Genomic DNA, 15,623 nt, shown 5'->3' on the forward strand with positions numbered 1-15,623 from the left:
AAGGAAATGAAGTCTATATGAAAAAAGTTGTAAATACTCTTATTTATTCATTTCCATTTCAATTGATTCTCAACCATTTCAAAAAGAATCAATTACTGCTTTTGTGCTGGGTATTATTGTTTTCTGTCATCAATGGCGGTTTCGCAAAAGGATTAGGCATCCCTTATCTCTTTTTATCACCAGAATATTTGAATGAGGTCAGTTTTCACAGTTATTTCATTGTTGGACTTACACTAGGTGGGTTAATAGTTGCTTTTAACATTGCTTCCTATATTTTAGATGGCTATAGATTTCATTTTATTGGCGTTATTACTAAGCCGTTTTCAAAATTCTCATTAAATAATGTCATAATTCCATTGGCATTTCTTATCAACTACATCATACAAATCATTAATTATCAAATGGTTTATGAATTTATGGAATTTTGGAAAGCATTTTCTTTAGCTCTTTCATTACCATTGGGTGTATTTGTCTCTATTTTTATTTTACAACTTTACTTTTGGTTTACCAATAAGGATTTCCGTGAAGTTTTAGCAGAAAGAGTTGAAAAAAGAATTAAAAAACTGAAAATTGGTAGGATTGCAGCAGTAAAATATCATAAAGACCTTAAAAATAAACAAGCTGAAGTTGATGGTTATTTCGACCTTAAATTAAGGTGGATTAAAGTAAGCAAAAAAAGTAATAGAAAAGTATTTAGTGTTATAACAGGTATTTTTGATCAAAATCATTTGAATACTGTAATTGCGGAAATTTTTATTTTTGTAATAATCTTAATTTTAGGAGCATTTCGGGATTACCCCTATTTTCAAATCCCTGCTGCTGCAAGTGCTATTCTCTTTTTGAGCATAATTCTAATGGCTATTGGCGCTATTACCTTTTGGTTTCGATCATGGGCAATTACAGGTGCTATCGCCATCTTCTTTTTGATTAATTACTTAACTACCATCGATTTTTTGAGTAAAACGCACTATGCACATGGTTTAAATTATGAGACTGCTCCGGTATCTTATAATCAAAAAAACATTGATAAAACTACCAGCCCTAATGCGTTAAAACAAGATAAAGAAACGACTTTAGAGATCCTTAATAATTGGAGAGAACAATTTACAGAAAAACCAAAAATGGTTTTGCTCACAGCCAGCGGTGGCGGACAAAGAGCTGCTTATTGGACTATGAATGCTCTGCAAAATGCTGATAGCATAACAAATGGAAATCTATTTAAGCATACTGTAAGCATTTCTGGTGCCTCAGGTGGATTAATTGGTGCTGCGTATTTTAGGGAGTTGAAATACATGCAAAAGAAAGATCAGACGCTCAACATCCATAATCCAAAATACCTGGCCAATATTGGAAAAGAAGCTCTTAACCCTATTATATTCAGCCTTTTAACTAACGATATTTTTATTCGATACCAATCCTTTGACTATGGTGGATACAGCTATCCAAAAGATAGAGGATATGCTTTTGAACAAAAGCTCAATAAAAATTTAGAAGAGGTACTTAATAAGCGACTTATTGATTATAAAGAAGCTGAGTTGAAAGCTGAAATTCCAATGCTATTTTTAGCACCAACTAGCGTAAATGATGGCAGGAAACTTTACATAACGCCTAATAGCAGCAGCTATATGTCTAGCAAAAACATAAAAGATGACTCATTGAATACCTTGATGGACAATAGAAGTATTGATTTTCTTAGAATGTTTAAAAATCAAGATGCTGAAAATTTAAGCTTTTTAACTGCCTTAAGAATGAGTGCTTCTTTTCCTTATATCACGCCTAATGTAAATCTACCAAGCGAGCCAAGCTTAGAAATAATGGATGCAGGTTTGGCTGATAATTTTGGTGTGAGTGATGCCGTATTGTTTTTATATAATTTTAAAGATTGGATAGCAGAAAACACTTCAGGAGTAATCATTTTAACAATTCGTGATTCTAAAAAAGCAGCGATCATTGAGAAAAAGCAAAATTTATCCATACTTGAAAAACTATCCACTCCTATTAGCAATATCTATAATAATTGGTCGAATGTGCAGGACACAAGGAATGATTTGCTTATTGAATATGCCCATGAATGGTTTCAAGGAGATTTAAGCCATGCAATGCTCACCTACGATGCTGGTATTGCTTTTTCGGATGACAGCATAGATAAAATGAAACACATAGAAGAAAGAGCATCACTCAACTGGCGACTTACAGGAAGAGAAAAGTACAATATCAAAAAAGCAATCAATAGTAGTGGAAACCAAAAAACTTTGCAATGGCTTAATCAATCCTTAAACTCCAAAGATTGATTCATTTGTAACCTTGTTTTAGGTAAAGAATTAGGGTATTTCTCTTGAATAAACACCAGCATTTTCTCTCTCACCAAACATCTTAAGTCCCAAGAGGTAGGTGAATCTTTTGCTGACATCAATAATCTGACTTCCATTGATTTTTCAGTGCAATCGGTAATTTGCAATACTTGGTCCTTTTTATCCCAAAGATCTGTACTAGCCAAAATAGCTTCAAATTCTTTTCTTAGCACTTCAATTGGAATGGTGTAATCTGTATATAAAAACACCCTTCCTAAAATGTCTGCAGAATTTCTAGTCCAATTTTGATAGGTTTGCTCTGTAAAATACGTGATTGGTAATACTAATCTTCTACGATCCCAAATTCTCACTACCACATAAGTTAAATTAATTTCTTCTATCCAGCCCCATTCATTTTCCAAAAACACTGCATCTCCAATTTTGATAGGTTGAGTAAAAGCGATTTGAACTCCAGCTAATAAATTCCCAATTGTTTTTTGAGCTGCTAAACCAATAATAATACCCGCTACTCCTGCTGAAGTTAAAAAAGTAGCCCCATATTTCCTGACCCCATCAAATTGTAACAAAAACAAGCTTAATCCTATCATCACAATCAAAAAAACAATGATCTTCCTTATAAAGGTAACCTGAGTTAATACTTGTCTTTCTTTTATGTTATCCGCTCTATCAACTTTAAATTTAGTGTTTAAGACATCTTGCAAAAAATAAACTAATCTGATTGCAATGATGGTGAATGAAACAATAATTAGAGATTCGGAAATCAATAATAACCATTCTGTAAAACTGTTGCTTAATTCAAAACCAGGAATGAGATTATGCATTATTAGCATTGGGATAAAAAGAAAAATACTTCCACTAAAGCGTTTTTCAAGTAGCTTTATCAACCCTCTATCGTCTTTCTTATTAAGTACAAATAAGGTTGTAAAAAATGTATATCGAACTATAATTCCAATAACTATAGAAAGAAATGTAAATATTACTAATCGAACATAAGGTTGCTCTAAGCCAAGTGAATCAAAAAAATCAATCATTTATACTACCTAATTCGTTTTAATTTATTAATAAATTTTGCCCTAAGGTGAGATGGGATATTCAACATCAAAAATTATTCTATTACCCAATGAAGTAAAACTTGAAACTACTTGAAGATATATAAAAAATATCTTAATGGGCTATTTGGAAGGGATAGAAATAGAAAAAAGCCGAGTAACACCCGGCTTTTAATTTTATTTCAATTTGTCTTTTGTCTCTCGAATAATTTTTTCAAATCCTGCTGTTGATGAGAAAAAGGCATCGCTTAATTCTTGAGCTGCTATATCTCCAAAATTTTCAACTCTGGTATATTTTTCTTCTAACTCATTTTGGAGTTCTTCTAGCTTTTCAATATTCTTAGCAATTTCCTCTTTTCTATCAGCTTGAGAATTTCTAGCTTCAGCTTTCAAAAGTTCAAATTCAGTTTTTAATTTATTTATTTTCTCCGTTGAAGAGTTTTTGAATTCATCGTATTTTCCCATTAATTCCTTCGGTTTAAATTAAAAAATTATTCAAATGCAGGTATCCCTGTAATCTCTTTTCCTAATATCAACAAATGAATATCATGTGTACCTTCATACGTTATAACGGACTCTAGGTTTGCCATATGGCGCATCATAGGGTAGTCTCCCGTGATTCCCATACCGCCATGAATCTGTCTGGCCTCCCTTGCAATATTAAGCGCAACTTCCACTGCATTACGTTTTGCCAAGGAAATTTGAGGTGTACTTGCCTTGCCTTCATCCATCAATTGAGCCAGTCGATAATTCAATAATTGTGACTTGGTGATTTCTGTTAACATTTCAGATAACTTCTTCTGTGTTAACTGGAAAGACGCAATTGGCTTCCCGAATTGAATACGCTCTAAAGAATATCTTCTAGCAGAATCATAGCAATCCATTGCAGCGCCTATAGCTCCCCATGCAATACCAAATCTTGCTGAATCCAAGCATTTCATAGGTGCTCCCAATCCTGATTTTCCTTCTAATAAGTTTTCTTTAGGAACTTTCACATTATCAAAAACCAATTCTCCAGTTGTGCTTGCCCTTAATGACCATTTCCCATGAGTTTCAGGAGTTGTGAATCCTTCCATTCCTCTTTCTACTATCAAACCATGAATTCTTCCTGATTCATCTTTTGCCCATACTACAGCAACATCACATTTAGGAGAATTAGATATCCACATCTTAGCTCCATTCAAAAGGTAATGATCCCCTTTATCTTTGAAATTGGTGGTCATTCCGCTTGGATTAGAACCATGATCAGGTTCCGTTAATCCGAAACTTCCAAGCCATTCACCTGATGCTAATTTTGGTAAATATTTTTTACGTTGAGCTTCATTTCCAAAAGCATAAATTGGATACATCACCAAAGAACCTTGAACAGAAGCCGTAGAACGCATTCCTGAATCTCCTCTTTCAATTTCTTGCATAATGAGCCCATAAGAGATATAATCTAAACCTCCTCCTCCATATTCTTGCGGAATAGTAGGCCCAAAAGCACCTACATCACCAAATTTCTTTACGATTTCATAAGGAAAATGAGCATTTTGTGCCCACTCTTCTATATTCGGACTGATTTCCTTTTTTACAAAATCCCTTATCGATTGTCTGATTAGTTTATGCTCCTCTGTTAGTAATCCATCTAAAGCGTAAAAATCAGGTGACTCAAATTGGTCGGTTGATTGATTATTCATAAGTATTAGTCGTTTTTATTTTTTGTAGCTTTGTAAGCTCATTTGAATAGTGCAAATTTAAAAGTATTTTCAAGAAACCTTCAAAAAAGGTGAAAATTACAAGAGCCAATATTTTTTAGACTATGAATAAAGACCAAATCAATCAAAATCTGGAAAAACTTAATCTTAAGTACCAGTCAATGGGACAAGATTTATCTGCTTATCTGGATGGATTACTTATATCCAATTATACCACTTATTGGGATTACATTAATATTGACACTTTATTAACCTTACAAAAGCCCAAAACCGATTTTCCTGATGAAGAAATCTTCATTATGTATCATCAAATAACCGAGCTTTATTTCAAGATGTGCTTAAATGAAATGGAGCAAATTGCCAATAATGGACAAATTATTGGTGAAAATGGTGAAGATTTAGGATGGAATGAAAAACTAGATGTTAATTTTTTCATCAGCAGATTGGGCAGAATGAATCGATATTTTGAGACCTTAACTCAATCCTTCGATATCATGGTTCAAGGAATGGAAAAGGAACAATTTCAAAGATTTAGAATGGCACTATTACCTGCTAGTGGTTTTCAATCAGCTCAATATCGATTAATTGAATTTGCCTCCACTCCTTTGCTTCAATTAGTAAGAAAAGAAAAAAAAGAGGAATGTATAAATACTCCTTTAGAAGAACAATATGAGCATATTTATTGGAAACAAGGAGCTACAGAAATAGAAACTGGCCAAAAAACACTGACACTAGAGCAGTTTGAAAAAAAATATAAATATGAATTTATCAATTGGATAAAACGTTTTGAGCAAAAAAATATCTACCAGAAATATTTAGAACTTGATAAGGAATCTAAAAACAACAATGAATTAAAAGAAGCTTTAAGAAATTTTGACTTAAATGTGAATGTTTTTTGGCCTTTGGTTCATTACAAATCTGCAGTTAGATATTTACAAGAGAAAAACAAGGATGTTGCTGCTACTGGCGGCACAAACTGGCAACAATATTTGCCCCCAAGATTTCAAAAACGTATATTCTTTCCTGAATTATGGTCAGAGCAAGAAAAAGAAGAGTGGGGCAAAGGTTGGGTCGTAAAAGAAGTTTTTGGAGAATAATAAAATGAAATTCGTTTTTAGCATCATATTAATACTATTACCAACATTACTTTTTGCACAAAGCAAAGAAGTAAAAATCTATTATGATGATGAAAGAGAACATATGAAGGAGCGCTATTTTGTAAAAGATTTAGATCCTAGCGTTCTCTACGGAACCTATGAATCTTATTACATTTCAGGCGAACTTAAAAGTACAGGGCAATATATTGATAATGAAACATATGGCCAATGGAAATACTACTATGAGAGCGGTAAATTAAAAATGCAAGGTCAACTTAAAGAGAACTCTAACCACGGCCTATGGTCATATTATTTTGAGAATGGCGAACTTAGAATGGAAGGGAAAATTTACGATGGATTACGCCAAGGAAACTGGAAATATTTTTTCGAAACTGGGGTTCTTAAAAGTGAAGGAGAATATTTAAATGATTTAAAAAATGGTTTATGGACTTATTTTTCTGAAACCGGAGATTTAAAGGCAAAAGCAATTTACAGGAATGGTGATGGAGTATATAAAGAATTTTATCCGAATGGAAGCCTCAAGTCAGAAGGATTTATAAAAGATGAAAAAAGTGACAGTCTTTGGAGAAATTATTACCAATCAGGCAGCTTAAAGTCAAAAGGCCAATATTCGGAAGGTGCCAAAGAAGGAAAATGGGTCTATTATTATGAAGACGGAACTCTATCAGGTGAAGGAGAATATATTGATAATTTAAGCCATGGAAAATGGGTTTATTACCATCCCAATGGACAGGTAAGTGCTGAAGGCGCTGAAAGAGAAGGTAAAAAAGAAGGCTATTGGAAGCTCTATTTTGAGGATGGAGGTTTAAAAGGTGAAGGAGTGTATGATGCAGGTAGTGGAGAATATAAAGAATTCTACGAAAGCGGTAAATTGAAACTGAAAGGCACTGTTGTAGATAGTAAAAGTGAAGGAAATTGGGAATATTTTTATGAATCAGGTGAAAAGGAAGGAGAAGCTGAGTTTCAAAATGGTAAAGGAGAATATAAAGGATACTATCAGAATGGCGATATAAAAATGCAAGGTGTTATAGAAGATGGTGTAAAAGTAGGTACTTGGGAATTATATGATCATAACCAGAAGTTAGCAGGGTATTATAAACCTATTTATGAGGATTATGAACCTTTATTAAGAACTGCAAAAAACCGTAATAATCTTGCAGATGATAATTTACAATATAATAAGCCAGATTACCGATATAAATCTAAAAGTAGTTCATACTTCAAATCCAGAAATAATGATTTCCCTACTATCATCCTTCAAGCCAATCCTTTTACCATGCTTTTTGGTGATTTGCAAGTTGCAATGGAATACAACATCCAACAAAGAATAGGTTATGAACTTTTATACCACACCTTTAGAAACCCTTTCTTTGCAAATTCATTAAACCTAAGAGCTGGTGATAATTTTTTTGAAGGATTTGGATTTAGCTTGAGACAACGATTTTATCATAAAGACACAAAGTTTGGAATGCCATATTTTGGACACTCAGTGTCCTACACAAATGTAGATCGATTTAAATATTATGAAAATAATGCACAAACTGATGTAGTTTCTGCTGAAATGAATGCCCAGGGAATTCGTTATGGTCTATTAGTGGGCAGTCGGATTTTACAAAACCTAAATGACAATGGTTTTACTTTTGACATCAATTTAGGTATCAATTTTAATTATTATTTCTATGGAGAAGTGCAAAACGAAGGTGAAAGAGAAGCCATTTTTGATGATTTAATCAATCAACCATTTACAGTCCAACCGATAGTGGGGCTTTCTTTCGGTTATGTTTTTAAACTTAAAAATGTAAAAACTTTAAATCCATAGTTCTTATCCCAAATAAAAAATGATAGAAAAAGAAGTAGTTTTAAAGCCTGAAGAGGCTTTCAACGAAGAAGAGGTTTTGTCAGTCATACAAAAAAGACTGGGATTAAAATCTAATCAGAATTTTAGAATTGCTAAACGCTCCATTGATGCTCGCTCAAAGGAAGTTAAAGTGCGCATAAAAGTTGATATTTCGGACAATGAACCACTGCCTGAAAGGATAAATTATAAAATTGAAGACTTACCTAAGGTTCATAATGCCAGTCAATCAGCAGTTATTATTGGAGCAGGCCCAGCGGGATTATTTGCCGCTTTGCGACTGATAGAATTAGGTTGGAAACCCATTATTCTAGAAAGAGGTAAAGATGTTAGAGCAAGAAGAAGAGATTTAGCTGACATCAACAAAAAGCATATTGTCAATCCTGAAAGTAATTATTGTTTTGGAGAAGGTGGTGCTGGCACTTATTCAGATGGCAAACTTTACACTCGCTCAAAGAAAAGAGGGGATATCTATAGAATTTTGGAGATTTTGGTAGCCCATGGTGCCAAGGAAGACATTATGATTGATGCTCATCCTCACATTGGCACAAACAAATTACCTAAAATCATTCAAGATATCCGTGAAAATATCATTACCTATGGTGGAGAAGTGCATTTCGATACCAAAGTCACAGGCTTTCACGTTGAAAATAATGAGCTTAAATCTGTTTCAACAGCTGATGGATTAGAATTCAAATCCGATGCTTTTATTTTGGCAACTGGTCACTCCGCTAGAGATATATTTTATTTATTGCATGAAAACAAAATTCTGATTGAGGCTAAACCATTTGCTTTAGGCGTTAGAGTGGAACATCCACAAAAAATCATTGATAAAATTCAGTATAAATGTGAAGACAGAGGGCCTTATTTACCGGCCTCTTCTTATGCATTGGTGCATCAAACCTATTTCAAAGATAAACAAAGGGGCGTATTTTCTTTTTGTATGTGCCCTGGCGGTTTTATAGTACCTGCAGCTACGGAAAGTGGTGAAATTGTTGTAAATGGTATGAGTCCCTCAAGAAGAGATTCTCGTTTTGCCAATTCAGGAATAGTAGCTGCAATTGAACTGGAAGACATGCAGGAATTTGAGCAATTTGGGCCATTGCAAGGCTTGGAATTACAAAAATCTATAGAACAAAATGCATGTAAAATTGCGGGCAATACCCAAAGTGCTCCAGCTCAAAGATTGATTGATTTCACACAAGGCAAGTTAAGCAAAGATTTACCTGACACCTCCTATCAGCCCGGCCTACATTCTGCCAGAATGGATGAAGTATTACCTCCTTTCATTGTAGAAAGATTAAAAACGGCTTTTAAAGCTTTTGGAAAAAAAATGAAAGGCTATTTCACAAATGACGCCATCATTGTGGGGGTTGAAAGTAGAACCTCCTCCCCTGTTCGCATCCCTAGAGATAAAGAATCGTTACAGCATATTGAGACTAAAAGACTTTTTCCATGTGGAGAAGGCGCTGGTTATGCTGGTGGCATAGTTTCAGCTGCTATGGATGGCGAGCGTTGTGCAGAAAAAGTGGTTGAACTTTATAAAATCAAATCATGAGTAAAAAAACAGTAATTATAGGCGCTACTACCAATCCTTCAAGATACGCATATTTCGCTGCGGATAGATTAACCAATTCTGGACATGAAATTGTACCAGTAGGCATTAAAAAAGGAGAAGTTTTTGGTGAAGAAATTTTAGATATCAGAAAATCACCAAAAGTAGATAATGTGGATACCATTACACTTTATTTAGGTGCGAGACATCAACCTGAATATTATGATTATTTACTCAGTCTTAACCCCAAAAGAATCATTTTCAATCCTGGAACTGAAAATCCTGAATTGGTTAAATTAGCTAATGAAAAAGGCATAGAAACAGAAAATGCTTGTACTCTTGTAATGCTGGGAAGCGGGGTTTACTAATAAACAACTTAAACTTTCTGAGCAATAAACTCACTAGAATTCAAGACTTCTATTTCAGCGAAATAGAAGTCATTTTTATCTTCAGTCAATATTACATTACACCCAATTCTTTCAGCAGCATAATATTCAAACCCATCCTCCAATTCATGGATTTTTTTATTCGTTAATGCTTTTTCAACTCCATCTTGATCGACATCAGCAATTTTAATGTGTTGGCATAATAAAGTTATTTTCTCTTTTGCTTTAGCTTCACTCACTTTCTTGGATGCAAAGAAAAAAGCAATTGCTAAGCAAATGGGTGAAGTATAAAATTGAAAATTGGATTTCCCTGCTAAACTTAAGATTCTAGCACTGTGGTTAAATAGAGGGTATTCTTTATTGAGTACAGACACAATAATGTTGGCATCCAAAAAGACTTTCATTTTTTGGAAGATAAATATTCAGCTTTCATATCCTTTCTTTTTCGGGCTTTAGTGTGATATTCAGCCTTTCCTTCTGCCACTTGATTAACCCAATCAGCAACTGGTAATTCATCCAAAGATTTGTATTCCCCAGTAGTGATTTGCTTATAAAGGAACTCTGTAAGGCGAGATAAACTGATGTTGTTTTGCTCAGCAAACTGCTTAGCCTTGCCAATTATTTCTTCATTAAAAGATAAAGTTACTTTAGTGTCCATAATCCATTCAATTTTATACCACTAATATAAAATATTAATACGTATAAAAAATAGCAGTTGAAAATCTAGGAGAATTCCATCATGATAACCATCTATAAAGCCCCTTTAGTAGAAGGCAAATCATTCAAACGGCTTTCATCACGGCTAACTGCCATTTTAATAGCTCTTGCCCAACCTTTGAAAATGGCTTCAATTTTATGGTGTTCATTATCACCGCTTACCTGAATATCTAAATTACATTGAGCAGCATCAGAGAAAGATTTAAAAAAATGGAAGAACATTTCAGTTGGCATATCCCCAACCATTTCCCTTTTAAATTCTGCTTTCCAATTAATCCATGGTCTTCCGCCAAAATCTATTGCCACCTGAGCTAAAGCATCATCCATAGGCAAAAGAAAACCATAACGATAAATTCCTTTCTTATTACCTAAAGCTTGTTTAAAAGCCTCTCCTAAAGCCAAAGCAGTATCTTCAATGGTGTGGTGTTCATCCACTTCCAAATCACCATTGACTTGAATAGATAAATCTAAACCACCATGTTTGCCCAATTGGTCCAACATATGGTCAAAGAACTTCAATCCAGTAGAATTCTCTGCTTTTCCACTACCATCCAAATTTAAATCAATTTTGATATCTGTTTCATTAGTCTTACGAGAAATAGAAGCTATCCTAGCTGGCATAACTAAATATCGAGCAATCTCGCTCCAATCTTTGGATGTAAAAGTTGCTTCAGGCAATTCTTCACCTATAAAAATAGATTTCGCACCCAAATTTTGAGCTAATTGGACATCTGTTTTACGATCACCTATCACATAGCTATTGGCAAGATCATATTCATCGGAATAGTATTTTTTCAACATAGCAGTACCTGGCTTGCGTGTATCCTTTCCCTCGTTCTCAAAACTCCTATCAATATGTTGCTCTTCAAAAGTAATTCCTTCAATTTCCAATTGCTTCAACATTTTATTGTGAGCAGGCCAAAAAGTGTCTTCAGGGTATGAATCCGTTCCAAGTCCATCTTGATTGGTCACCATCACTAATTCATAATCTGAATTTTGAGCAATAAATTGTAGCGCACTGATAGCAAAAGGTAAGAATTCCAACTTTTCTAAAGAGTCAACTTGAAAATCGGTTGGCGGTTCTTGAATAATAGTTCCGTCTCTATCTATAAATAATACTTTTTTCTTCATTTGAATTTAATTGAGATTCCAAAATTAGGAAATAGAATTTGATTTGAAACAGATTAAAGAAAATCATGCGAGGATATAATTTGTAAGTGGTCTGAATTGTTTTGTTTATAGATAAATTTCAAAATTTTATCGAATTATTCATAATGAAAGATGGTAAGTAAGTTTTTTACTATATATTCAAGATTTGAAGAAAGAACAACAAATACTATATGCAAGTAAAACTTATCTCAGGGATATTTATAAGTACATTTTTACTATTTTTTTCACACTCAGTCTTAAGTCAGAAAGTCACGCTACACGAGGTTAATAAAGAATATCAAATTGGAAAATCTCTTCAAATAATTGTAGATGAAGAAAAAACGATCAGTTTTGATGAAATCAAGTCAGGAAAACATGATGATGAATTTAAGAAGAGTGAAGTTGATGTACCAAATTACGCCTATTTAGATGCTAATTTTTGGTTCAAAATAAATTTAGATGATCAGTCTTCCGCAGACAACCGATGGTATTTAGAAAGTTCTCGTACTCAAATCGATACCATTAAAGTTTACTTCCAAAATGAAAATGGTGATTTTACTGAATATGCATCAGGTGATTTATATCCTTATGATAGCAGAATAATCAAACATAAAGATTTTGTTTTCCCTATCCCCAAAACCAAAAATGGCAAACAAGTTATTTATATTTGGTGTAAAGGTAATTTTTCAAAGCAGTTTCCATTCACCATAATTGAAGAACGTACTTTTGCTGAAGCTTCTCATAAAACTGACCTCACAATGGGAATTTTATTTGGAGTTTTTATTGCCATGGTGATTTATAACTTATTGCTATTCTTCAGCCTTCGAAGTCTCACCTATTTATATTATGTCTTATATATGGGCAGTTTTCTGCTTGCTATGATGGCATTGACAGGCTATGGCTACGAAATGCTATTCAATTATTGGTTGCGTTTTGCCAATATCAGCAATATGTTCTTCATTGCCTTAACCGTACTTTTTGCCAGTCAATTTACTAGGAGGTTCTTGGCCGTTAAAAAATATTCAACGTTTTTTCATTATGCGCTTTTTGCGCCTGAAGTGTACAGCATCTTTTTAATTATTGTTAGCTTAACAGGAATATGGGTAGATGGATTTGTTCTATTTGCTAGCAAATCAGCTGCTTACTGTGGCATGATAGGTGTTATAGTTTTCCTTCCAACAGGTATTGGAATTTATAGAAAAGGTTCACGACCAGCTTACTTCTATTTAGTGGCTTGGACGGCTCTTTTTGTAGGAGTAATTATTTATGTCCTGAAAAACAATGCGATTCTACCTCAGAACACCTTTACTGATATGAGTATTATCATTGGAGCAGTTGCAGAAGCAATTTTATTATCATTAGGAATGGCTGATAGAATTAAAACACTTGAAAAGGAACAAAGAGCGGCAAGAGATAAAATGATTAGTACACTTCAAGAAAATGAAGACTTGATTAAAAATCAGAATCAGATTTTAGAGCAAAAAGTGGCTGAGCGTACTAGCGAGATTATGGAGAAGAATGTAGAAATTGAACAGCAACTCGAAGAAATTGCCGCTCAACGAGATATGTTATCCGCTACAAAAATGGAGTTAGAAAGACAAAATGATAATGTGACTTCCAGTATTAATTATGCACAACGTATTCAAAAAGCAATGCTCCCACAAGAAGACCGGATTCATCATGTTTTCAGAGAAAGCTTTATCATGTTCAGACCTAGAGATATTGTAAGTGGTGACTTCTATTGGTACACTGAAATTGAAGGCAAGAAAATATTCACTGTTGCAGATTGTACGGGTCATGGAGTTCCTGGAGCATTTATGAGTATGATTGGAATTAATTTATTAAATGAAATTATCAATGTGAGGAATGTAACTGATTCAGGAAATATTTTATATAAGTTGAATGAGGGCGTTCAAAAATCATTGAGCCAAGAATCTTCAAGCAATAAAGATGGAATGGACATGACTTTAATCGTTTTAGATGAGGAAAAGAAAACCATCCAATTCTCTGGAGCCAAAAATCCATTGATTTATGTGAAAAACGGAGAATTTAACATCATAAAAGGAAATAACAATCCAATTGGAGGGATTTCCAAAAATGGCAATAGGGATTACGATACACATACCATTTCCTATGAAAAAGATATGATGATCTATATGTTTTCTGATGGCTTCCAAGATCAATTTGGAGGACCAGATGACAGGAAATTTATGGTTAAAAGATTTAAGCAGATACTTCATGATATTGCAGAAAAGCCTACCGAAAAGCAGCTTACCATTCTTAATCAGGAATTGGATGATTGGATGAAAAACACCAGACAACTTGATGATATTTTAGTGGCAGGAATAAGGCTGTAAATTAACTATTAATTCATCCCACCAAAAAAAATGCCCATTCAAATTTGAGTTTGAATGGGCATTCTAATTAAAAAGTTCTTATGTCATAAATCAACTCACACGAACTTAGAAACTTCAGTACTTTAATCCATCAATTTCACACCAGAAGCAATGAATTTGTAATCCATTTTTGGTTCTTTAATTTGAGCAATTTCTTCATCAGATTTACCGCCATCTTCAGCAAAATGCTTTAAGGTTTCTACATCAGTTTCCTCTTTTTTAGCAACGCCACTCATTCTCACTGATTTTCCAGCCAAATCTTTAGGCATAAAAAATCCATAATCTTTGAAAGTAACTCGCATAGATTCACCATTTGGCAAATCAACTTTCATCCAGCAGCCTTTAGCTTGACAAACTTCAGTTACTTTGACTTCAACTACAGCAATCAAAGAATCTGAATTTTCCATTTCACTCACCAAATTTATTAATTTGATCTCTTCTTCAACATCAAAAGATTCGCCTAGAAACTCATCTTCCTTCTCCTCTTCATCTACTTCCGTTTTTTTAACCTCATCATTCTTTTCTGAACTTTCTTTTTGATTACATGCAGCAACCACTACTGCTAATACTACAAACGATAATAATATTTTTTTCATAAGATTTTAGATTTTGGATACGAAGGTAAATTTTATATCGTTAAGAAAAAAGAAGAATATAAATGCAACTTTTTAGGGTTTGGCATAATCATTGTAAAAGAGATTTATAAATAGGATAAAATGGAAAAAAGTAAAAACTTGAGCCAAAACTTCTTCCTAGCTATTGGGATTGTAGTCGGTATATTGATTTTCCTTTTGGGTTCACAACTCAATGCTAATTTAAGCCATGCTCAAAAGCAGGAGTTCAAAAATGAACAGTTGAAAGAACCGAATCCTATTGTAAAGAAATTTTTTAGTTAATTTAGTTTAGTGATTAGTTGGTTAATGATTAGAGGTGCCTTCGGGCACCTTTTTTTGTGCAAAATTCTTCAATCCTAAATCTTCATAATTATTGCTTTATCGGTTTTCAGATTGATCTTTTGTTACCGGCGCATAAAAAACCCCCTTTAAAATTAATTAAAGGGGTTTTTAGTCGGGGTGGCAGGATTGCAACTTTATAAAATTACCTACTGAACACCAATAACTTACAGCCTTCTTTTTTTTATATGCACACCTAATCGTACACTGCGTAATTGTTGTAGATTAGTTGTTTTGATCATCAAAACAAAGAGCCAAAAATAATTTTTATTTCCTTTTAATAGTATAAATATACAAAAAAAAGGGCAAATTTTATGAATAGAAGTAGTGGATTTCTGGACTAGAAGCCGCTGTTTGATTAAATATACAATTTTCTCTTAATCCTAAAATAGCTTTGCACTCTGATTCGAGAATAATGATTTTCCCATAGTTTTTT

The 15,623-nt window shown here is 33.6% G+C and carries 14 protein-coding genes; 7 read left to right on the forward strand and 7 right to left on the reverse strand.

From position 1 onward, the window contains the following. Nucleotides 1–17: 17 nt before the first annotated feature. Entirely contained in the window at nt 18–2,291 is a 2,274-nt protein-coding gene (locus tag QYS49_RS16920) for a patatin-like phospholipase family protein (RefSeq protein ID WP_308349019.1), read from the forward strand. On the opposite strand, the gene QYS49_RS16925 is transcribed toward QYS49_RS16920, so the two are convergent. The 3 genes from QYS49_RS16925 to QYS49_RS16935 form a co-directional block, all read right to left on the reverse strand. After that, on the reverse strand, nt 2,267–3,343 hold the full coding sequence (locus QYS49_RS16925; protein ID WP_308349020.1) for a mechanosensitive ion channel family protein: 1,077 nt from the start codon (nt 3,341–3,343) through the stop codon (nt 2,267–2,269). The genes QYS49_RS16920 and QYS49_RS16925 overlap by 25 nt on opposite strands. 195 nt (nt 3,344–3,538) lie before the next feature. Then, entirely contained in the window at nt 3,539–3,826 is a 288-nt protein-coding gene (locus QYS49_RS16930) for a sll1863 family stress response protein (RefSeq protein ID WP_308349022.1), read from the reverse strand. Between the two features lie 26 nt (nt 3,827–3,852). Then, nucleotides 3,853–5,040: an acyl-CoA dehydrogenase family protein gene (locus QYS49_RS16935; protein WP_308349023.1), complete on the reverse strand. Its 1,188-nt coding sequence runs from the start codon at nt 5,038–5,040 to the stop codon at nt 3,853–3,855. 122 nt (nt 5,041–5,162) lie between these two features. On the opposite strand from QYS49_RS16935, the gene QYS49_RS16940 reads away from it, so the two are divergent. The 4 genes from QYS49_RS16940 to QYS49_RS16955 are packed head-to-tail and all read left to right on the forward strand — an operon-like array spanning nt 5,163 to nt 9,954. After that, complete coding sequence (locus QYS49_RS16940; RefSeq protein WP_308349025.1) at nt 5,163–6,155, forward strand: tryptophan 2,3-dioxygenase family protein; 993 nt, start codon at nt 5,163–5,165, stop codon at nt 6,153–6,155. A 4-nt stretch (nt 6,156–6,159) separates the two neighbouring features. Further along, nucleotides 6,160–7,995, forward strand: a complete 1,836-nt coding sequence (locus tag QYS49_RS16945) for a toxin-antitoxin system YwqK family antitoxin (RefSeq protein WP_308349027.1) — start codon at nt 6,160–6,162, stop codon at nt 7,993–7,995. Nucleotides 7,996–8,014: 19 nt separating this feature from the next. Continuing rightward, nucleotides 8,015–9,589 carry an NAD(P)/FAD-dependent oxidoreductase gene (locus QYS49_RS16950; protein ID WP_308349029.1) on the forward strand — a complete coding sequence of 525 codons (1,575 nt, stop codon included), beginning with the start codon at nt 8,015–8,017 and terminating at the stop codon, nt 9,587–9,589. Then, nucleotides 9,586–9,954 carry a CoA-binding protein gene (locus QYS49_RS16955; RefSeq protein WP_308349030.1) on the forward strand — a complete coding sequence of 123 codons (369 nt, stop codon included), beginning with the start codon at nt 9,586–9,588 and terminating at the stop codon, nt 9,952–9,954. The genes QYS49_RS16950 and QYS49_RS16955 overlap by 4 nt, the downstream gene beginning before the upstream one ends. Before the next feature lie 8 nt (nt 9,955–9,962). Here the strand turns inward: QYS49_RS16955 and QYS49_RS16960 are convergent, their stop codons facing one another. From QYS49_RS16960 to hisB, 3 genes are all read right to left on the reverse strand, one after another. Continuing rightward, nucleotides 9,963–10,376 carry a type II toxin-antitoxin system VapC family toxin gene (locus tag QYS49_RS16960; RefSeq protein ID WP_308349031.1) on the reverse strand — a complete coding sequence of 138 codons (414 nt, stop codon included), beginning with the start codon at nt 10,374–10,376 and terminating at the stop codon, nt 9,963–9,965. Beyond that, a complete protein-coding gene (locus QYS49_RS16965) occupies nt 10,373–10,630 on the reverse strand; it encodes a DUF6364 family protein (protein ID WP_308349032.1) in 258 nt (85 codons plus the stop codon). Before QYS49_RS16965 ends, QYS49_RS16960 begins: the two co-directional genes overlap by 4 nt. A gap of 92 nt (nt 10,631–10,722) precedes the next feature. Continuing rightward, entirely contained in the window at nt 10,723–11,820 is a 1,098-nt protein-coding gene (hisB, locus tag QYS49_RS16970; protein WP_308349034.1) for a bifunctional histidinol-phosphatase/imidazoleglycerol-phosphate dehydratase HisB, read from the reverse strand. 209 nt (nt 11,821–12,029) lie between these two features. Here hisB and QYS49_RS16975 point away from each other — a divergent pair, with 209 nt between their 5' ends. Beyond that, nucleotides 12,030–14,195 carry a 7TM diverse intracellular signaling domain-containing protein gene (locus QYS49_RS16975; RefSeq protein WP_308349035.1) on the forward strand — a complete coding sequence of 722 codons (2,166 nt, stop codon included), beginning with the start codon at nt 12,030–12,032 and terminating at the stop codon, nt 14,193–14,195. Between the two features lie 122 nt (nt 14,196–14,317). On the opposite strand, the gene QYS49_RS16980 is transcribed toward QYS49_RS16975, so the two are convergent. Further along, nucleotides 14,318–14,830 (reverse strand): DUF4920 domain-containing protein, encoded by a 513-nt coding sequence (locus QYS49_RS16980; RefSeq protein WP_308349036.1) that lies wholly within the window; start codon nt 14,828–14,830, stop codon nt 14,318–14,320. 120 nt (nt 14,831–14,950) lie between these two features. Here QYS49_RS16980 and QYS49_RS16985 point away from each other — a divergent pair, with 120 nt between their 5' ends. Further along, nucleotides 14,951–15,130: a hypothetical protein gene (locus tag QYS49_RS16985; RefSeq protein ID WP_308349037.1), complete on the forward strand. Its 180-nt coding sequence runs from the start codon at nt 14,951–14,953 to the stop codon at nt 15,128–15,130. Nucleotides 15,131–15,623: the final 493 nt, after the last annotated feature.

The organism is Marivirga salinae (assembly GCF_030503855.1).
GTDB classification, from domain to species: Bacteria; Bacteroidota; Bacteroidia; order Cytophagales; family Cyclobacteriaceae; genus Marivirga; species Marivirga salinarum.